Raw genomic sequence first — 19132 nt, 5'->3', positions numbered from 1 at the left:
TCTAACTGATTGTTTTTAATACTGTTTAACTGTTAAAACCAATTCTGTGTGTACAAGTCTGTGTGTCTCCTCGACAAAAGCTGGGTAGGTTTTTGGGGATAAATCGTAAATTCCCTGTTTTCTGTATAACCCGACTTTTTGCTACCAGCTTCCAAGCAGTTTAAAAGCAGCTTTTAGGGTGTTTTTCCAACCTCTTATTATTAATATAAGATATTGAAAAATATAAATTTTATAGAGTTATCCACAAATTTAATTAGCGCTATATATAACAACATCTTTTAAATACCTAAATAACAATACATATATTCATTTCATAAAATATTTTCCTCTGTAGTAACGCGAATACATTTTTTGAATAAGTGTCATTGTTTGTCCTGTGAGGGAGATAAAAAATTTGCGCAAAAAAGCGACTGATTAATCCCTGTACAAGTTTTGTGCAAAACCCTCACTGGCCCTATAATGTCGCCCCTTTGTCTTTCCCCTGTTTAATCTTTTGGTATGCAGCCTTGCTGCAAGGTAGTAAGTGATGATTTACCCGGATCGTTTTGATGTGATTGTGATTGGCGGCGGTCACGCGGGCACTGAGGCCTGTTTGGCGGCAGCGCGCATGGGCTGTAAAACCCTGCTGCTCACTCACAACATTGAAACCCTTGGTCAAATGTCCTGTAACCCCGCGATTGGCGGCATTGGCAAGAGCCATCTGGTTAAGGAAATTGATGCCATGGGTGGCGCCATGGCGCTGGCGACCGATAAGGGGGGAATCCAGTTTCGTGTGCTCAATGCGCGCAAGGGCCCTGCGGTACGCGCCACTCGCGCCCAGGCAGATCGCATACTTTATAAAGCGGCGATTCGCGAAACCCTGGAGAACCAGCAAAATCTGTGGATCTTCCAGCAGGCTGCTGACGACCTGATAGTAGAAAACGATCAGGTGCGTGGTGTGGTCACGCAGATGGGGCTGAAATTCATGGCCAATCAGGTGGTACTGACCGCTGGTACTTTCCTCGGTGGTTTGATTCACATAGGTTTGCAAAATTATTCTGGCGGCCGCGCCGGTGATCCACCGTCGATTGCGTTATCAAAACGTTTGCGTGAATTACCGCTGCGGGTTGATCGACTAAAAACCGGTACACCGCCGCGTATTGATGCGCGCAGTGTTAATTTTGATCTGTTGGAAAAACAGTGGGGCGACGAACCGCGCCCGGTGATGTCGGTGATGGGTAACCGCGCCATGCAGCCGCGCCAAATTTGCTGTTACATCACCCATACCAACGAAAAAACCCACGATGTCATCCGCCGTAACCTGGATCGCTCACCCATGTACTCGGGCGTGATTGAAGGCATTGGCCCGCGCTACTGTCCATCCATCGAAGATAAAATTCACCGCTTTGCGGATAAAGACTCACATCAGGTGTTTATCGAGCCTGAGGGTTTAACTACTCACGAACTTTATCCCAATGGGATTTCCACCAGCTTGCCCTTTGATGTGCAGTTGGAAATCGTGCGCTCGATGAAAGGTTTTGAAAACGCACATATCCTGCGTCCGGGTTACGCCATCGAATACGATTTTTTCAATCCGCAAGATTTACAGCACAGTTTGGAAACCAAAGTGATCGGCGGGTTATTTTTTGCCGGTCAAATCAACGGCACCACCGGTTATGAAGAGGCCGGTGCCCAAGGGCTGCTTGCGGGAATTAACGCGGCGCTGCGCGCGCAGGAAAAAGCCGCTTGGTGTCCGACTCGCGATCAAGCTTACATCGGTGTACTCGTCGATGATCTGATTACGCTCGGCACCAAAGAACCCTATCGCATGTTTACCAGCCGTGCGGAATATCGCTTATTGTTGCGCGAAGACAATGCCGACTTGCGTCTCACCGAAAAGGCGCGTGAGTTTGGTTTAATCAGCGATGCCCAGTGGCAAGTGTTCTGTGACAAACGCGAGCAAATTGCGCTGGAGCAAGAGCGCTTGCGTTCCACCTGGATTCAAGCCGGCTCTGCCGAAGCGCAACAAGTGGAAGCCAAAATCCAAACCAAACTGACTCGTGAATACAGTTTGATGGATCTTTTGCGTCGCCCGGAATTAACCTACACCGATATAGCGGCGTTAAAAGGTGAGCCTATCGCCAATGTAGCGGCAGCTGAACAAGTAGAAATCGAAGCAAAGTATTCCGGCTATATTGAACGTCAACAAGAAGATGTGGATCGTCTACGCGCTTATGAAAATACGCTCATCCCCGATGACTTTGATTATTCGGTGGTTGATGGCCTATCCAATGAAGTTAAACAAAAACTGACAGCAGCGCGACCACAAACTCTGGCGCGTGCCGCGCGTATATCAGGCATTACGCCGGCCGCTATTTCTCTTGTATTAATTTATTTGAAAAAACGCGGCGTATTAAGACGTCTGCAGGAAGATGCACCCGAACAGCAGGCGTCCTGATTAAACAGGAAGTGTTGAATTGATGAGATGAGTTTCATCAACATGAAATCTACCCAGGATTAAAACGAGTAACGAGTGACAGAATTAACCGCTGAATTACGCGCACAACTAGTGCGCGGCGCGACTGAAATGTCAGTAGCGCTCAATGAAAATCAAATTGAAAAATTGTTGGCCTATGTTCAGGAATTTGAAAAATGGAACAAGGCCTATAATCTGTCTGCGGTGCGCGATATACGTCAGATGGTGGCGCGCCACTTACTGGATAGCTTAAGTGTCGTGCCCTGGTTTAGGCGTGAAAAAAAATTTCCCGCTGCGCGGATTATTGATGTCGGAACTGGCGGTGGTTTGCCGGGTATACCTCTGGCGATTATGTTTCCGGAAATAGCATTTACTCTGTTGGACAGTAACGGCAAAAAAACCCGTTTTTTATTTCACGTAAAAACCCTGCTGGGTTTGACCAATGTGAGCGTGGAGAATCGACGGGTTGAAGAGTTTCAACCGGCGCAAAAATTTGATCTGGTGATTAGCCGTGCTTTCGCCAGCTTGCAAGACATGACTGATGGCTGCGCACATCTGTTAGCGGAGCAAGGTTTGTTTGTCGCCATGAAAGGATTATTTCCGCAGGATGAGTTGGCACCTATTGCCGATAAAATTGAATTAATCGACAGCATAAAATTGCAGGTGGCAGAAACCGATGGCGAGCGCCATCTACTCGTTTTGCAACCGCGACCATAACACTTGTTAAACCACACTGTGGTTATAGGATTTTCACTTGACCAAAATCTACGCCATTGCCAATCAAAAAGGTGGAGTGGGCAAAACCACAACCTGTGTGAATTTAGCGGCTTCGCTGGTTGCCACTAAAAAGCGAGTGCTATTGGTGGATTTGGATCCCCAGGGCAATGCCACCATGGGCAGTGGTGTTAATAAAAACGAAGTAGAAAAATCCATTTACGATGTGCTCACTGAACGCGAACCTATCACCGCCTGTTTAGTTCTGTCAGAGAGCGGCAAATATCAGGTACTACCGGCCAATGGCGATTTGACGGCTGCCGAGGTAGAAATGCTGGCGCTCGATAATAAAGAACGCCGGTTACAGAATGCGTTGAATCAGGTGCGCGATCAATTTGATTACATACTTATCGACTGCCCACCTTCCCTGAATATGCTCACCTTGAATGCGCTTACGGCCTGTGACGGCGTCATTATCGCCATGCAATGTGAGTACTATGCGTTGGAGGGGCTATCGGCGTTGGTAGGTACAATCAACCAAATTCAGAAATTATTGAATCCGAATTTAAAAATAGAAGGTCTGCTGCGCACTATGTATGATCCGCGCAATAGCTTGACCAACGATGTGTCGGCGCAACTGCAGCAACATTTTGGTGATCGACTCTATCGCACTTGTATTCCGCGCAATGTTCGTCTGGCAGAAGCGCCCAGTTTTGGTATGCCGGTGTTGGCGTTTGATCGTCAATCCAAAGGCGCTATTGCTTATCTGGCGCTTGCCGGCGAAATTTTACGCCGCAATGAAAGCAGCGAAAAAATGGCTGCTGCTGCAGAAACTCTCTAATAAATTGTATAAGGCGAAACTAGATGTCCACGAAACGCAAAGGATTAGGAAAAGGTTTGGATGCACTCCTGAGTGCCGGTTTGGGGGTAACTGCTCCGGCGCCAGAAATGCCACTTAATCCAGCGGACGTAGATAACAAAATCGAATACCGCGATGGCAAACTTGCACATCTTCCGGTGGAATTGATCCAGCGCGGAAAATACCAGCCGCGTCGCGATATGCACACCGAAGCGCTGGAAGAATTAGCCGAATCCATCAAAGCCCAGGGTGTGATGCAACCTATTGTGGTGCGCTCGATTGGTGAAGGACGGTACGAAATTATCGCCGGTGAGCGCCGCTGGCGCGCAACCCAAATTGCCGGTCTGGATAAAATCCCCGCCGTGATTCGCGATGTACCCGATGAAGCAGCCATCGCCATGGCACTTATCGAAAATATCCAGCGCGAAAATCTCAACCCTATCGAAGAAGCGGTTGCCTTAAAACGCCTGCAAGACGAATTTGAACTGACCCACGCCGAAGTGGCGCAAGCTGTGGGTAAATCGCGCACCACTATCACTAATTTACTGCGCTTGATTGCACTGAGCGACGAAGTAAAAACCCTGCTTGAACACGGTGATTTGGAAATGGGGCACGCACGCGCCCTGCTTACCCTAGAACCTGAAGCGCAGCGTGCCATTGCTCGCCAGATAGTGGCCAAGGGATTATCTGTTCGCCAAACCGAAGCCTTGGTGCGTTTACACCAAGAGGGGAAAAATCAGGACAAGGAAAAACCTGAAGTTCAAGTGTCGGCGGACATTCGCCGCCTGCAAGACAAACTCTCCAAAACCTTGGGGGCGGGTGTTGAAATCCAACACGGCAACAAAGGCAAAGGTAAGTTGGTGATCAGTTACAACTCCCTCGATGAGCTCGACGGCATTCTTGCGCATATCAAATAACTTCCCTGCATTGGTAATTAAGTGATCCAGGGAAGTGCGAAAAACATATTTTCCGCCCCTGCTTAGGGCATATTGTTTTGTCGGGCACAGGTAAATTTACAGCGAATTTACTAGTCACTATTTGAATTTGATGCTAGTCCAGTGGTTGCCGCTGGAGGGCTTAATCTCTATAATGCGCGACGTTTGGGTGCCTGTTGCCCAAGCGGTTAGCCTAATGGTAATGCGCAACTCTTTGTGACAGAATGCTGCCGCCAAAAAATGGAGAGCTACAGTGTCTCGTTATCTCAAGGGGCGTCAGTTTGCTCTTCAATCGGTGTTGATGCAGTTGTGCCTCACTCTGGCTCTCGGCGCTGCAGGTCTTGCAGCAAATTACCAAATTGCAATTTCATTGCTGTGCGGTGGGTTCATTAGTACAACAGCAAGTGGCTGGCTAGTGCTAATGGCGTTTCGCCCGCCTTTGGGCACATCCGCGCAGAAAATAGTCGCCTCTTTTTATCTGGGCGCCTTGGGCAAATTTATTATTACCGCTGTGATGTTTTTACTTGCCTTCACTCAGTTTGTATTTTTACAACAAGCTAAGTACGCCGCAGTAATGATCATGGCTTATGTGATTGTCCAGTCAATCAGCTGGATATATCCGCTAGTGCGCCGCTAACAAGAGGCCACAGCAAAACCTGCTTTCAACTTTGGTCATTTGGAACTTAACGATGTCATCCGCCGAACACGCAGAAGCAATTACGTCCTCTGAGTACATTAAACACCACCTTACTAACCTTACCTACGGCAAGCTGCCAGACGGTTCATGGGGTTTTGCACACAGTAGTGAAGAAGCCGCACAAATGGGCTTTTGGTCTATCAATGTTGACACTATGGGATGGTCGATTTTTTTAGGTTTGGTGTTCTTCTTTTTATTCCGCAGCGTTGCTAAAAAAGTTACCAGTGATGTGCCTACCGGCCTTCAAAACGGCATCGAAGCAGTTGTTGAATTTGTGGAAAACAGTGTCAAAGGCATGTTCCCCTACAAAAGCCTTGTTGTTGGCCCGCTAGCTCTGACGATTCTGGTGTGGGTATTCTTTATGAACGCCATGGATCTTATCGCTATTGATCTGTTGCCGAAAACTGCTGAGCTAGTTGGTGTTCACCTTTTGGGCGCCGATCCTCATTCAGTATTTTTCAAAGTTGTACCATCCACCGACCCTAATATTACTTTGGGTATGGCGGCGACTGTTTTCCTGCTGATTTTATTCTTTAGTATTCGCGAGAAAGGCGTTCTTGGTTTTGCCAAGGAGCTGACCCTTCATCCTTTCAGCAGCAGTAACTTTATTGTGCAAACGTTGCTGATCCCGGTAAACCTCGTACTCGAATTGTCCAACTTGATTGCCAAGCCAATTTCTCTGGGTTTGCGTCTGTTTGGAAACCTCTATGCCGGTGAAGTTATTTTCATTTTGATCGCAATTATGATCGGTGTGAATTTGGTTCTCGGTTTGTTTGGTATGTCATTGCAGATTATTTGGGCACTTTTCCACATCCTGATTATCGCCCTGCAAGCATTTATTTTTATGGTTCTGACCATTGTTTATATGAGTATGGCGTTCCAGACAGATGAGCAACACTAGTTTTAATTAGTTTCAATTTCGTTTTTGGCTTTAATTTTTATCAACTTAAGTAGGAGAAACACTGTGACTGAAGCAACAGCTTTGATTTATTTGGCAGGTGCACTGGTAATTGGTTTGGGCGCAATCGGCGCTGCAATCGGCGTAGCACTCTTGGGCGGTAAGTTCCTGGAAGGCGCTGCACGTCAACCAGAGTTGCTGCCAATGTTGCGTACCCAATTCTTCGTTGTTATGGGTCTGGTGGATGCGGTTCCAATGATTGGTGTTGGTATCGGCATGTATATTTTGTTTGCTGTTGTTTAATTACCGCGCGAAATAAACATTAAATCCCTTTAACAAAGGCATTCAACTGTGAACCTTAATGCAACTTTCATCGGTCAGATAGTGGCGTTTGCCATTTTCATTTACCTGACACAACGCTATGTGTGGCCACCCATTGTTGCGGCAATGGCAGAGCGCACCAAGCGTATCGCTGATGGGCTCCAGGCAGCAGATAAAGCCGAAAAAGATCTTGAACTGGCCAAAAAGAAAGTAGTTGAGCAGCTGACTTCTGCCAAGAAAGAAGCCGCCGCTATTATCGATCAAGCTAACAAACGTGCTATCGAAGTTGTTGAAGAAGCAAAAGAGAAGGCACGTTTGGAAGCTGAACGTATCAAGGCCTCTGCTCAAGCAGAAATCGAACAAGCTACCGCCCGTGCAAAAGAAGAATTGCGCAGCAAAGTAGTTGTTCTTGCTCTGGCAGGTGCGGAAAAAATTCTTGAATCTTCTATCGATCAAAACGCTCACAACGAGTTGGTAAATAAACTCGCTGCAGAGCTTTAAGAGAGGTAGACATGGCTGAACTAACCACCTTGGCTAGGCCTTACGCCAAAGCAGCATTTGAATACGCTATAGCTGCCAACAAATTGCAGTCATGGTTTGAAGCTCTGGAAGTTTCAGCCGCCGTTGCAGAACAGGATCAGGTAAAAAAAGCCTTAGCTGTTTCTGGTCTTTCTGCGGCGCAAAAGGCTTCCATCTTTGTACAAGTTTGTGGCGATCAATTGGATGAAAATCAACAGAATTTCATCCATACCCTTGCGAGCAATAAACGTTTGGCACTCTTGCCGTTTGTGAAAGAGCTGTTTGCCAAAATGAAAGCCCAGCAAGAAAAAACCATCGATGTTGAGGTGACCGCAGCGTTTGAGCTGCCGGTTGACTTGATCAATAAATTGGCTCAAGCACTGAGTGCCAAGTTGGATCGTAAAGTCAGTGTTCAAGGTTCGGTTGATAAGAGCCTGCTGGGTGGTGTTGTTATCCACACCGGCGACATGGTGATAGACGGTTCGGTCCGTGGGCGCTTGGCTAAACTCGCCGAAGCAATGAAATCCTAATCTTTGGGGTTGAGGAACAGAGCATGCAGCAACTGAATCCTTCTGAAATCAGTGAAATCATCAAGCAGCGTATTGCTGGTCTTGAGTTTTCAACAGAAGCTCAAAACGAAGGTACTGTCGTTTCCGTAACTGACGGTATTATTCGCATTCACGGTCTCGCCGATGTTATGTACGGTGAGATGATCGAGTTTGAAGGCGGCATTTACGGGATGGCACTGAACCTGGAGCGTGACTCTGTTGGTGCAGTAATTCTCGGTGATTACCGCGGTGTGGCCGAAGGCCAAAAATGTAAGTGTACTGGCCGTATCCTTGAAGTGCCTGTTGGTCCGGAATTGCTGGGTCGCGTGGTTGACGCACTGGGTAATCCTATCGACGGTAAAGGCCCACTGAACACCAAAATGACCGATGCAATTGAAAAAATTGCTCCTGGTGTAATTTGGCGTAAATCAGTAGACCAGCCAGTACAAATTGGTTTGAAAGCAATTGATGCTATGGTGCCTATCGGTCGCGGCCAACGCGAACTGATCATTGGTGACCGTCAGATTGGTAAAACTGCTATTGCGGTTGATGCCATCATCAACCAAAAAGGTTCTGGCATTAAGTGTATTTACGTTGCCATCGGCCAAAAAGCTTCGTCCGTTGCAAGCGTAGTGCGCAAGCTTGAAGAAAACGGCGCAATGGATCACACCATTGTGATCGCTGCTACCGCTTCTGACCCAGCTTCCATGCAATTCCTGGCAGCATTTGCCGGTTGTACCATGGGTGAATATTTCCGTGATCGCGGCCAAGATGCACTGATTATCTATGACGATTTGACCAAACAAGCTTGGGCATACCGTCAGATTTCTCTCTTGTTGCGCCGTCCACCAGGTCGTGAGGCCTACCCTGGCGACGTATTCTATCTGCATTCTCGTCTGCTTGAGCGCGCCTCTCGTGTTAGCGAAGCCTACGTTGAGAAATTTACCAAGGGTGAAGTGACAGGCAAAACCGGTTCTTTGACCGCACTGCCAATCATCGAAACCCAAGCGGGTGACGTGTCTGCATTCGTTCCAACTAACGTGATTTCTATTACCGATGGACAGATCTTCCTTGAATCGTCCATGTTCAACTCAGGTATTCGCCCTGCAATGAACGCCGGTATTTCGGTATCGCGTGTGGGTGGTGCTGCGCAAACTAAAGTGGTCAAAAAGCTCTCTGGTGGTATTCGTACCGCATTGGCGCAATACCGCGAACTGGCAGCCTTCTCGCAGTTTGCTTCTGATTTGGACGAAGCGACCAAATCACAGTTGGAACACGGTCAACGTGTAACTGAGCTGATGAAGCAAAAGCAATTTGCGCCGATGAGTGTTGGCCAAATGGCGTTGGTACTTTATGCCGCTAACGAAGGTCATCTGAAAGATATCGACGTAAGCAAGGTGCTTGATTTTGAAGCTGCACTCTTGTCATTTGCTAACGCTGAATACGCTGACACCATGGCTCATATTGATGCCACCGGTGATTGGAACGGCGAGTTGGAAGGCAAATTCAAAGAGCTGATCACCAAGCTGAAAGCAAGCCGCACCTGGTAATTTGGTGGCCATAAAACCGACGCAATCGGTTTTATGGCTCAGCGTCTTAGGCCGTTAACCTGAGTTCGAGAGTATGGCAAGCACTAAAGAAATTCGGACGCAAATTTCGAGCGTCAAAAGCACGCAGAAAATTACCAGCGCGATGGAAATGGTCGCCGCCAGTAAAATGCGTCGTGCACAAGAGCGTATGCAATTAGGCAAGCCTTACGCTAGTCGCATCCGTGAAGTAGTCGGGCATTTGGCAAACGCTAACCCCGAATACAAACACCTGTTTATGAAAGAGCGCGAAGTTAAACGCGTGGGTTACATTCTGGTGTCCAGTGATCGCGGTCTTTGTGGTGGTTTAAACACTAACCTGTTTAAAGCAGCCATTCGCGATATGAAAGTATGGAATGATCAGAAAGTCGCTATAGATCTGTGTCTGATCGGCGCAAAAGCCGCGCAGTTTTTCAGAAGTTTCGGTGGCAATGTGGTTGCTTCCTCTCGCGACATTGGCGAAGCCCCTGCGGTTTCCGATTTGATCGGTAGTGTGAAGGTAATGCTCGATGCTTTTGAACAAGGCAAGATCGACAAGCTGTTTTTGGTAAGTAACGATTTTGTGAACACCATGACCCAGTCGCCTAAAGTTCGTCAGTTGTTACCTCTGGTTGCTGAAGAAAATACCAAGTTGAAACATCACTGGGATTATATCTACGAGCCAGATGCAGAGTTTCTGTTGAAAGGGTTGCTGGTTCGCTTTATTGAATCTCAAGTTTATCAAGCAGTAGTTGAAAACGCGGCGAGTGAACAAGCGGCGCGGATGATTGCGATGAAAAGCGCAACCGACAACGCTGGTGAATTAATTGATAGCTTGAAACTGATTTACAACAAAGCACGTCAAGCAGCGATTACCCAAGAACTGTCAGAAATTGTGGGTGGTGCGGCAGCTGTTCAATAAGCTGCCCTTCAGCATACCCAGTAGACAGGCTAACGATTTTTGTATTTAAACCTTCAGCCCCTTGAGTTGTATTAAAAAGGGATCTGGAATTTCTGGAACAAAGAGGAACCGGAAATGAGTAGCGGACGTATCGTTCAGATTATCGGCGCCGTTATCGATGTGGAATTCCCACGCGATGCAGTGCCTAAAGTTTATGATGCACTGGTTATCAGCGAAGGCAACCTTACCCTCGAAGTGCAACAGCAATTAGGCGACGGCGTAGTGCGCACTATTGCTCTTGGTTCCTCCGAAGGTTTGCGTCGCGGTTTAACCGTTACCAATACCAACGAGCCAATCAAAGTGCCCGTAGGTACCGAAACCCTCGGTCGTATTATGGACGTATTGGGTAACCCGATTGATGAAGCGGGCCCTATCGGTGAAAAAGAGCGTATGCAAATTCACCGCGCTGCGCCGAAATACGAAGAGCTGGCAGCCTCAGAAGAGCTGTTGGAAACCGGTATTAAAGTTATCGACCTGGTTTGTCCTTTTGCCAAAGGCGGTAAAGTGGGCCTGTTCGGTGGCGCCGGTGTAGGCAAAACCGTAAACATGATGGAACTCATCAACAACATCGCAAAAGAACACAGCGGTTTGTCAGTGTTTGCCGGTGTAGGTGAGCGTACTCGTGAAGGTAACGACTTCTACCACGAGATGAAAGATTCTAACGTTGTCGATAAAGTTGCGATGGTGTACGGCCAGATGAACGAGCCGCCAGGCAACCGTCTGCGTGTAGCCTTGACCGGTTTGACCATGGCAGAAAAATTCCGTGATGAAGGCAAAGACGTTCTGTTGTTCGTTGACAACATTTACCGTTACACCCTGGCCGGTACCGAAGTATCTGCACTGCTCGGTCGTATGCCTTCAGCGGTAGGTTACCAACCAACGCTGGCGGAAGAGATGGGCGTTCTGCAAGAGCGTATTACCTCTACCAAAATCGGTTCGATTACCTCTGTACAAGCGGTATACGTACCAGCGGACGACTTGACTGACCCGTCTCCAGCTACCACTTTCGCGCACTTGGACTCAACCGTAGTACTGAGCCGTGATATTGCTGCAAAAGGTATTTACCCGGCGATCGATCCACTGGATTCAACCTCACGTCAGTTGGACCCAATGATCATCGGTCAGGATCACTACGCCGTAGCGCGCGGTGTACAAACCGTATTGCAACGTTACAAAGAGCTGAAAGATATTATCGCGATTTTGGGTATGGACGAATTGTCTGAAGAAGACAAACAAACCGTATCCCGCGCGCGTAAAATCGAGCGCTTCTTGTCACAACCTTTCCATGTTGCTGAAGTATTTACTGGTTCACCAGGTAAGTATGTTCCACTCAAAGAAACCATTCGTGGTTTTAAAGGTTTGTTAGCAGGTGAGTATGACCATCTGCCAGAACAAGCTTTCTACATGGTTGGTTCGATTGACGAAGCTGTAGAAAAAGCCGGCAAACTTAAATAAATCCTGACCCCGCCTTGTGTGCGGGGTTTGTTTGCTGTGCTGTTGCAGTACAGTTTTATTCAAGTGAAGAGACACAAGTATGGCCATGACTATTCAATGCGATATCGTCAGTGCTGAGCGTGAAATTTTCTCCGGTATTGTGGAGATGGTAATTGCCACAGGTACATTGGGTGACATAGGTATTGCCTATGGCCACGCACCCTTGTTGACTGGTATCAATCCAGGCCCCGTGCGTCTTATCAAACCAGGTGGTGCCGAGGAAGTGTTCTTTGTTTCTGGTGGCTACCTTGAGGTTCAGCCCTATCACGTGACCGTGCTGGCAGATACCGCACTGCGTGCCGATGATATGGATGAAGCTGCCGCACTGGAAGCGCAGCAGCTGGCTCAGCATCAACTGTCTGAGCAAGCAAAAGAGATAGACTTCCAACGTGCCGCCGCCCAATTGGCAGAAGCTGCTGCTCAGTTGCGCACCTTGCAGGCGATCAAGCGAAAAGCAGGCAAGTAAACGACGATTGGATTTACCCAAAAAAGGCGACTTTCGAGTCGCCTTTTTTATTACAATTTTCCCGCGCTAGTGCGCTGCTAACCGTAAATTTAGAAAAAGGATTCCACTATGCTCGATATTCTGGTTCTGGCTGCCGGTAAAGGCACCCGTATGCGCTCTGATCTGCCCAAGGTGTTGCATCCGATTGGTGGTAAAGCACTGGTACAACATGTTGTGGACACGGCGCGCCAAGTGGGTGGCGAACAGATCCTGATTATCGTCGGGCATGGCGCAGAAAAAGTTGAACAAAAAATGGCGGCGCCGGATGTCAAATTTGTATTGCAAGCAGAGCAACTCGGCACTGGTCACGCAGTACAACAAGCCCTGCCCCAACTGCGTAATGATGCAACTGTATTAATTCTCTACGGCGATGTGCCGCTGACCCGCGCAGAAACCCTGCAAAAACTGATTGCCGGTGTGAATGAAAAACAAATGGGTTTGCTCACCGTCAATATGCAAGATCCAACCGGCTATGGCCGAATCGTTCGCGACGCCTCAGGTGCAGTCATTGCCATTGTTGAACACAAGGATGCCAGTGATGAGCAGAAAAAAATTGCTGAAATTAATACCGGCATCATGGCGGTGAAAGCCGCGCATCTGCAGAAATGGTTACCGCAATTAAAAAACAACAACGCACAGGGTGAGTATTACCTCACCGATATTATTGCCATGGCCAAAGCCGACGGTATTGCTATCCATGTTGAACAGCCGAAAGCCGTTGAAGAAGTGGAAGGTATTAATAATCGCCAACAGCAGGCTGCACTGGAACGTTTTTATCAACAACAAAAAGCCAATGAATTGATGGTAGCGGGCGTGACGCTTCTCGATCCATCGCGCTTTGATATTCGCGGTAATCTAACCGCCGGTCGCGATGTAGTGATTGATGTGAACTGTGTATTTGAAGGCGATGTTGTGTTGGGTGATGGTGTGGTTATTGAACCCAACTGTGTGATTATCAATAGCAAGATTGGAGCAGGAACCCACATCAAAGCCTTCAGCCATATTGAAGAAGCAGTCATGGCAGCCAATTGTGATATTGGCCCCTACGCCCGTTTGCGCCCGGGCACTGATTTGGCCGACGACGTGAAAATCGGCAACTTTGTTGAGACCAAAAAAGCGGTCATCGCCAAAGGCAGTAAAGTGAATCACTTGAGTTATATCGGCGATGCTAAAGTCGGCACTAAAGTGAATGTGGGCGCAGGCACAATTACTTGTAATTACGATGGTGTGAATAAATTTAAAACCGAGATTGGTGATAACGCGTTTATCGGTTCCAACTCGGCTTTGGTTGCACCCGTAAAAATCGGTGCTGGTGCAACCGTAGGCGCTGGCTCAATTATTACTAAAGATGTGGAAGCCGCCGAACTGGCGATTGCGCGCAGTAAACAGCGCAATATCCAGGGTTGGGAGCGTCCTACCAAGAAGTAATTATCTCCCGCGCGATTGACTACGCAAGCCGTCATCTCTTTTGGGATGACGGTTTTTTCTTTTCCACCTTCTGTAAACGCGTCGCGTGTGATTCGAAAAAACCTGCTCGCAAAGCCGACTATGAATCCCTGTCAGTATCTAGCGTAAAGTTTTGGAAATTACTCAATATGCAAATGCATGTAACCGGTTAAGTGATTAATATCGCTCCAAATCAATAATAACTGTGAGCGATATATGAAAACGTCCAAACTTTTACTTGGCCTGCTTTTGAGTGGATCTCTAACTGCCTGTGGCGGTGGAGGTGGCGGTTCGAGTGCGCCCAAGCCAGCTTCTTCTATTGCACCCGCCAGCAGTGTTGCGCCCGCATCGGTTGCCGCTTCGTCCATAGCGCCTTCATCCGCAGCAGCTTCATCGCTAGCCGCTTCCAGTGCAGCAAGTCAGGGTGCGGTGACTATCAGCAGCTTTATTGTGGTCGACCAATTCGGTTACTTGCCCCATGCCAAAAAGGTCGCGGTGATTCGCGATCCGCAAACCGGCTATGACGCTGCGTTGAGTTTTACTCCCGGTGCGACTTACCAGCTGATGAATCTCGATACCAATGCGGTGGTGTTTAGCGGCAGCGCGGTGAGTTGGAAATCCGGCGCGACTTTTGATGCCGCCGGCGATAGAGCCTGGTGGTTCGATTTCTCCAGCGTCACCACACCGGGCCGCTATGCGGTGGTGGATGTGGAAAAGAATGTGCGCTCGCCCGGGTTCAATATTGGTGCGGATGTGTACAAACCCGTACTCAAACACGCCATGCGCAGTTTCTTTTACCAACGTGCCGGTTTCCCCAAGGAATTACCCTTTGCAGAGTTGGGCTGGACCGATGGCGCCAGCCACATAGGTGCTGGGCAAGATAAAAACGCACGCCTCTTCAGCGACAAAAATAACACCGCGACCGAAAAAGACCTATCCGGCGGCTGGTATGACGCCGGCGATTACAACAAATACACCAACTGGCACGCCTATTATCTGGTCGCCCTGCTCCACGCCTACGCGGAAAACCCAACTATCTGGACGGACGATTACAACATCCCCGAGTCCGGCAACGGTGTGCCTGACATCATCGACGAGATCAAATGGGGTTTTGACTGGCTGAAGAAAATGCAGAACAGCGATGGCTCGGTGCTATCGATTCTTGGGTTATCCCACGAAAAAGCGCCCAACCAACACGCCAGCCCACCTTCAAGCGCCACCGGCCCCAGCTATTACGGCCCAGCGAGCACTTCGGCAACCCTCACCAGTGCCGGTGCATTTGCTCTCGGCAGTAAAATTCTGGCTGGGTTGGATAACCCCGAGTTGAATACCTACGCTGCCGACCTGAAAACCCGCGCAGAAAATGCCTGGGCTTGGGCGGTCGCCAACCCCAATGTAACCTTCCGCAATAACGAGGGTGTATCGGCCGGTTTGGGCGCTGGTCAACAAGAGGTGGATGACGCCGGCCGCGCCACCAAGAAAACCACCGCCGCGATTTACCTGTTTGCCGCGACCGGTTCCGCTACTTATCGCAGCCATGTGGATGCCAATGCGACTAACGCCACCAGTTGGGTGGATGTATGGAACGAACCTGAAGTTACCGCCTGGCTCTATTACGCCAGCTTGCCCGATGCGACCGGTGCCGTCGCTACCAGCCTGAAAAATCAATACCAATCCGCGTTCAACGCCAACAATAACTGGCCGGCGGTGCGAAACGGCGATGACCCCTATCGCGCCTACATAGGCACCAGCAATTTCACCTGGGGCAGTAACCGCACCATTTCCCGCAAGGGGCTAACCTTCCACAATCTGATCGACTACAACATCAGTGGTATCGATCAAACCGAGGTGCGCAACGCGGCGGTGGGCTACCTGAATTACATCCACGGCGTTAACCCACAGGCGATGGTCTACCTGTCCAATATGTACAGCCTGGGTGTGCACAGCTCGGTCAACGAGTTCTACCACTCCTGGTTTACGGATGACAGTCCACTCTGGGACAGGGTTGGCCGCTCAACCTACGGTCCAGCGCCCGGCTTTTTAGTGGGCGGCCCCAACCCGTCTTACGATTGGGATGGCAACTGCACCTCTGGCAGCCCGAATGCCGGTTGCGGATCAGCTGCGCCCAACCCACCTAAAGGCCAACCGGCAATGAAAGCCTACCTGGACTTCAACACCAGCTGGCCGCTCAATTCCTGGCAGATCACCGAAAACCACAACGACTATCAGGTCGCTTATATTCGTCTGTTGTCCAAGTTTGTACCTGCGCCTTAGCCCGCGCTGTAAACAGAAGCGTCTATTTTATAGAGGCGCCTTTCCAAAAAAGCAGCTATCCAGCGGATAGCTGCTTTTTTATTGGCGTGAACGGGTGGATTGTGGATAAAAAGCAAACAAAAACTTGCTTAAAAGTTTCGAAAGACTAAAATATCTTTCAAATCGAAACTTTTTTGGCAGCGTAAGATGACAAAACGCAACACCCAGCAGCGCCGTCGGGCGATTATCGACCTGCTTAACAGCAGTGGCGAAGTCAGTGTTGAAGCGCTGGCCGAGCAGTTTTCTACCTCGGAAGTGACTATTCGTAAGGATCTGGCCGCTCTGGAATCCAATGGGTTACTGCTGCGCCGTTACGGTGGTGCGGTTCCGGTGCCGCAGGAGTTGATGAGTGATCCGGTGGAAAAAGTTTCGGTTCGTAAGCAGGCTATTGCCAAAGCCGCCGCGCAGCTGATCCGCGACCACAACCGCATCATCCTAGATAGCGGCAGTTCCACTACCTCAGCGTTATTGCCCGAGTTATCGCACAAGCAAGGCTTGGTGGTCATGACCAACTCCCTCAGCATCGCCAACGCCCTGCGCGAGCTGGAAAACGAACCCACCATTCTGATGACCGGCGGCACCTGGGACCCAAAATCCGAAGGCTTTCAGGGCCAACTCGCCGAACAGATTTTACGTTCCTACAACTTCGACCAATTTTTTATCGGTGCCGATGGTTTGGATTTGGAGCGCGGCACGACAACATTCAACGAACTTTACAGCTTGAGCCGGGTGATGGCCGAAGTCGCGCGCGAAGTGATTGTAATGGCGGAGTCGGACAAAATCGGGCGCAAAATCCACAACCTGGAATTGCCCTGGTCAGCGATCAAAGTCCTCGTCACTGATGATGGCATTGATGCAAAAGACAAACAAAAAATCGAACAACAAGGTGTGCAAGTGATTATTGGTTAGACCCCCTCCCAACCTCCCCCTTGGTAAGGGGGGAGGAGTTTTTATTCCCTCCTCTTTTAAGCGGGGCGCGCAGCCGGGAGGGATAGGGAGGGGGTAAAAAATTATTTTTACGACTACAAACTTTTTACTACAGCTAAAGAATCTAAGGAGAAAATTATGTGTGGAATTGTTGGCGCCGTAGCGCAACGCGATGTGGTGGATATTCTGGTGGAAGGATTGCGCCGCCTTGAATATCGCGGATACGACTCAGCTGGTGTGGCAGTGGTGAATAGCAGCGGCGAATTACAACGCGTGCGCCGCTTGGGCAAAGTCAAAGAATTATCCGATGCCGTACACGCCAGCCCAACACCGGGTGGCACTGGTATTGCTCATACCCGCTGGGCAACCCACGGCGAGCCGAGTGAGCGCAATGCGCATCCACACGTTTCCAAAGAACATATCGCGGTAGTGCATAACGGAATTATTGAAAACCACGCTTCACTGCGCAGTCTGCTGCAAGAAGAAGGTTATGTATTTACCTCGGATACCGATACCGAAGTGATCGCCCACTTGGTACAAAAAGAATTAAACAATGCCGAGAGTTTATTAGCGGCGGTGCAAAAAACCGTTAAACAATTGCACGGTGCTTACGGCACTGTGTTGATGGATAAAAACGATGCATCGCGTTTAGTGGTTGCTCGTTCAGGTTCACCTTTGGTGATTGGTTTGGGCATAGGTGAAAATTTTATCGCGTCTGACCAACTTGCACTTTTGCCAGTTACTCGCCGTTTTATCTTCTTGGAAGAAGGCGATGTAGCGGAAATCACCCGCACCAGCATCAAGATTTTTGATAAAGATGGCAATGCCGTTGAACGCCAAATTCATGAATCTACCGCCAGTTACGACGCCGGCGATAAAGGTCAATACCGTCACTTTATGCTCAAGGAAATTTACGAACAGCCTAACGCAGTGATGAATACACTCGAAGGTCGTTTGAGTAATGAATCGGTAATGGATGAAACCTTCGGCAACGGCGCTGCAGAATTATTTAAAAAAGTAAAACACATTCAAATCGTCGCTTGCGGCACCAGTTATCACTCGGCGATGGTAGCGCGCTATTGGTTGGAATCCCTCGCCGGAATTTCCTGTAACGTGGAAATTGCCAGTGAGTTCCGCTATCGCAAATCCTTTGTGCAACCCAACAGTATGGTTGTCACCATCAGCCAGTCCGGTGAAACTGCCGATACACTTGCCGCACTGCGCTTGGCAAAAGAACTCGGCTATTTGGGCAGCTTGAGTATTTGCAACGTGGCGGGTTCATCGCTGGTGCGCGAGTCTGATCTCGCGTTTATGACGCGCGCCGGTGCGGAAATTGGTGTGGCCTCCACCAAAGCCTTCACCACCCAATTGGTGGGTTTGGCGATGTTGGTTTTGGCGATTGGTAAATACAACGGCCTTTCAACAGAACAACAAAAAGAAATGGTCGCGGCGTTAAAAAATCTGCCGGCGAAATTGGAAGAGTCACTCGCACTCGCACCAAAAATTGAAGCACTGGCCGAAGAGTTTGCCGATAAACATCACGCACTCTTTTTAGGTCGCGGCGATCAATACCCCATCGCCATGGAAGGTGCGCTGAAGCTGAAAGAAATTTCTTACATTCATGCAGAGGCCTACGCGGCGGGCGAATTAAAACACGGCCCGCTGGCATTGATCGACGCGCATATGCCGATCATCGTAGTAGCGCCCAATAACGATTTGTTGGAGAAATTAAAATCCAACGTGGAAGAAGTACGCGCGCGCGGCGGCATCTTGTATGTATTTGCCGATGAAGATGCGAAATTTGAATCCGACGCTACCATGCGTGTCATTAACGTGCCGCATATCCACCCCTGGTTAGCACCCATCCTCTACACCCTGCCGCTGCAGTTGCTGAGTTATTACGTCGCGATTATTAAGGGCACGGATGTGGATCAGCCACGCAATTTGGCGAAGTCGGTGACTGTGGAATAACCTA

17 protein-coding genes are annotated in these 19132 nt (G+C 49.0%); all 17 read left to right on the top strand.

The window, feature by feature from the left end; all coding sequences use genetic code 11:
- The first annotated feature begins 526 nt into the window (after positions 1–526).
- The 17 genes from mnmG to glmS all read left to right on the top strand — a co-directional run bounded on the left by mnmG (position 527) and on the right by glmS (position 19128).
- Positions 527–2437 carry a tRNA uridine-5-carboxymethylaminomethyl(34) synthesis enzyme MnmG gene (mnmG, locus tag ACFODX_RS04365; RefSeq protein WP_378116431.1) on the top strand — a complete coding sequence of 637 codons (1911 nt, stop codon included), beginning with the start codon at positions 527–529 and terminating at the stop codon, positions 2435–2437.
- Positions 2438–2566: 129 nt separating this feature from the next.
- Positions 2567–3172, top strand: a complete 606-nt coding sequence (rsmG, locus tag ACFODX_RS04360; protein ID WP_378116962.1) for a 16S rRNA (guanine(527)-N(7))-methyltransferase RsmG — start codon at positions 2567–2569, stop codon at positions 3170–3172.
- A gap of 37 nt (positions 3173–3209) precedes the next feature.
- Positions 3210–4010: a ParA family protein gene (locus ACFODX_RS04355; RefSeq protein WP_378116429.1), complete on the top strand. Its 801-nt coding sequence runs from the start codon at positions 3210–3212 to the stop codon at positions 4008–4010.
- A gap of 23 nt (positions 4011–4033) precedes the next feature.
- Positions 4034–4945, top strand: a complete 912-nt coding sequence (locus tag ACFODX_RS04350; RefSeq protein ID WP_378116427.1) for a ParB/RepB/Spo0J family partition protein — start codon at positions 4034–4036, stop codon at positions 4943–4945.
- Between the two features lie 271 nt (positions 4946–5216).
- Positions 5217–5600 carry an ATP synthase subunit I gene (locus tag ACFODX_RS04345; RefSeq protein WP_378116425.1) on the top strand — a complete coding sequence of 128 codons (384 nt, stop codon included), beginning with the start codon at positions 5217–5219 and terminating at the stop codon, positions 5598–5600.
- Positions 5601–5652: 52 nt separating this feature from the next.
- Positions 5653–6561 carry a F0F1 ATP synthase subunit A gene (gene atpB / locus ACFODX_RS04340; RefSeq protein WP_378116960.1) on the top strand — a complete coding sequence of 303 codons (909 nt, stop codon included), beginning with the start codon at positions 5653–5655 and terminating at the stop codon, positions 6559–6561.
- A gap of 63 nt (positions 6562–6624) precedes the next feature.
- On the top strand, positions 6625–6861 hold the full coding sequence (gene atpE, locus ACFODX_RS04335; RefSeq protein ID WP_007639073.1) for a F0F1 ATP synthase subunit C: 237 nt from the start codon (positions 6625–6627) through the stop codon (positions 6859–6861).
- A gap of 48 nt (positions 6862–6909) precedes the next feature.
- The gene (locus ACFODX_RS04330; protein ID WP_378116422.1) at positions 6910–7380 is read left to right on the top strand and encodes a F0F1 ATP synthase subunit B; all 471 of its coding nucleotides are present in this window, start codon (positions 6910–6912) and stop codon (positions 7378–7380) included.
- Between the two features lie 11 nt (positions 7381–7391).
- Positions 7392–7928 carry a F0F1 ATP synthase subunit delta gene (locus tag ACFODX_RS04325; RefSeq protein WP_378116420.1) on the top strand — a complete coding sequence of 179 codons (537 nt, stop codon included), beginning with the start codon at positions 7392–7394 and terminating at the stop codon, positions 7926–7928.
- A 23-nt stretch (positions 7929–7951) separates the two neighbouring features.
- A complete protein-coding gene (gene atpA, locus ACFODX_RS04320) occupies positions 7952–9496 on the top strand; it encodes a F0F1 ATP synthase subunit alpha (RefSeq protein WP_324257280.1) in 1545 nt (514 codons plus the stop codon).
- A gap of 73 nt (positions 9497–9569) precedes the next feature.
- Positions 9570–10433, top strand: coding sequence for a F0F1 ATP synthase subunit gamma (atpG, locus tag ACFODX_RS04315; RefSeq protein ID WP_378116417.1), 864 nt, complete (start codon positions 9570–9572; stop codon positions 10431–10433).
- Positions 10434–10547: 114 nt separating this feature from the next.
- The gene (gene atpD / locus ACFODX_RS04310) at positions 10548–11927 is read left to right on the top strand and encodes a F0F1 ATP synthase subunit beta (protein ID WP_378116415.1); all 1380 of its coding nucleotides are present in this window, start codon (positions 10548–10550) and stop codon (positions 11925–11927) included.
- Positions 11928–12006: 79 nt separating this feature from the next.
- Positions 12007–12432: a F0F1 ATP synthase subunit epsilon gene (locus ACFODX_RS04305; RefSeq protein ID WP_324257277.1), complete on the top strand. Its 426-nt coding sequence runs from the start codon at positions 12007–12009 to the stop codon at positions 12430–12432.
- A 108-nt stretch (positions 12433–12540) separates the two neighbouring features.
- The gene (gene glmU / locus ACFODX_RS04300; protein ID WP_378116412.1) at positions 12541–13899 is read left to right on the top strand and encodes a bifunctional UDP-N-acetylglucosamine diphosphorylase/glucosamine-1-phosphate N-acetyltransferase GlmU; all 1359 of its coding nucleotides are present in this window, start codon (positions 12541–12543) and stop codon (positions 13897–13899) included.
- Between the two features lie 234 nt (positions 13900–14133).
- Entirely contained in the window at positions 14134–16191 is a 2058-nt protein-coding gene (locus tag ACFODX_RS04295) for a glycoside hydrolase family 9 protein (RefSeq protein ID WP_378116410.1), read from the top strand.
- Between the two features lie 186 nt (positions 16192–16377).
- Positions 16378–17139 (top strand): DeoR/GlpR family DNA-binding transcription regulator, encoded by a 762-nt coding sequence (locus ACFODX_RS04290; protein ID WP_378116408.1) that lies wholly within the window; start codon positions 16378–16380, stop codon positions 17137–17139.
- A 156-nt stretch (positions 17140–17295) separates the two neighbouring features.
- Positions 17296–19128: a glutamine--fructose-6-phosphate transaminase (isomerizing) gene (gene glmS / locus ACFODX_RS04285; RefSeq protein WP_378116406.1), complete on the top strand. Its 1833-nt coding sequence runs from the start codon at positions 17296–17298 to the stop codon at positions 19126–19128.
- The last annotated feature ends 4 nt before the right edge of the window (positions 19129–19132 follow it).

The sequence above is a fragment of the Cellvibrio fontiphilus genome, from assembly GCF_042646205.1.
GTDB classification, from domain to species: Bacteria; Pseudomonadota; Gammaproteobacteria; order Pseudomonadales; family Cellvibrionaceae; genus Cellvibrio; species Cellvibrio fontiphilus_A.
This window is presented reverse-complemented; position numbering and strand designations above follow the sequence as displayed.

What these genes read in the sequence shown, in the direction of transcription:
- mnmG (WP_378116431.1), top strand. Translation starts at nt 527, where the DNA reads ATGATTTACCCGGATCGTTTTGATGTGATTGTGATTGGCGGCGGTCAC.
- rsmG (WP_378116962.1), top strand. Translation starts at nt 2,567, where the DNA reads ATGTCAGTAGCGCTCAATGAAAATCAAATTGAAAAATTGTTGGCCTAT.
- ACFODX_RS04350 (WP_378116427.1), top strand. Translation starts at nt 4,034, where the DNA reads ATGTCCACGAAACGCAAAGGATTAGGAAAAGGTTTGGATGCACTCCTG.
- atpB (WP_378116960.1), top strand. Translation starts at nt 5,653, where the DNA reads ATGTCATCCGCCGAACACGCAGAAGCAATTACGTCCTCTGAGTACATT.
- ACFODX_RS04325 (WP_378116420.1), top strand. Translation starts at nt 7,392, where the DNA reads ATGGCTGAACTAACCACCTTGGCTAGGCCTTACGCCAAAGCAGCATTT.
- atpA (WP_324257280.1), top strand. Translation starts at nt 7,952, where the DNA reads ATGCAGCAACTGAATCCTTCTGAAATCAGTGAAATCATCAAGCAGCGT.
- atpG (WP_378116417.1), top strand. Translation starts at nt 9,570, where the DNA reads ATGGCAAGCACTAAAGAAATTCGGACGCAAATTTCGAGCGTCAAAAGC.
- atpD (WP_378116415.1), top strand. Translation starts at nt 10,548, where the DNA reads ATGAGTAGCGGACGTATCGTTCAGATTATCGGCGCCGTTATCGATGTG.
- ACFODX_RS04305 (WP_324257277.1), top strand. Translation starts at nt 12,007, where the DNA reads ATGGCCATGACTATTCAATGCGATATCGTCAGTGCTGAGCGTGAAATT.
- glmU (WP_378116412.1), top strand. Translation starts at nt 12,541, where the DNA reads ATGCTCGATATTCTGGTTCTGGCTGCCGGTAAAGGCACCCGTATGCGC.
- ACFODX_RS04295 (WP_378116410.1), top strand. Translation starts at nt 14,134, where the DNA reads ATGAAAACGTCCAAACTTTTACTTGGCCTGCTTTTGAGTGGATCTCTA.
- ACFODX_RS04290 (WP_378116408.1), top strand. Translation starts at nt 16,378, where the DNA reads ATGACAAAACGCAACACCCAGCAGCGCCGTCGGGCGATTATCGACCTG.
- glmS (WP_378116406.1), top strand. Translation starts at nt 17,296, where the DNA reads ATGTGTGGAATTGTTGGCGCCGTAGCGCAACGCGATGTGGTGGATATT.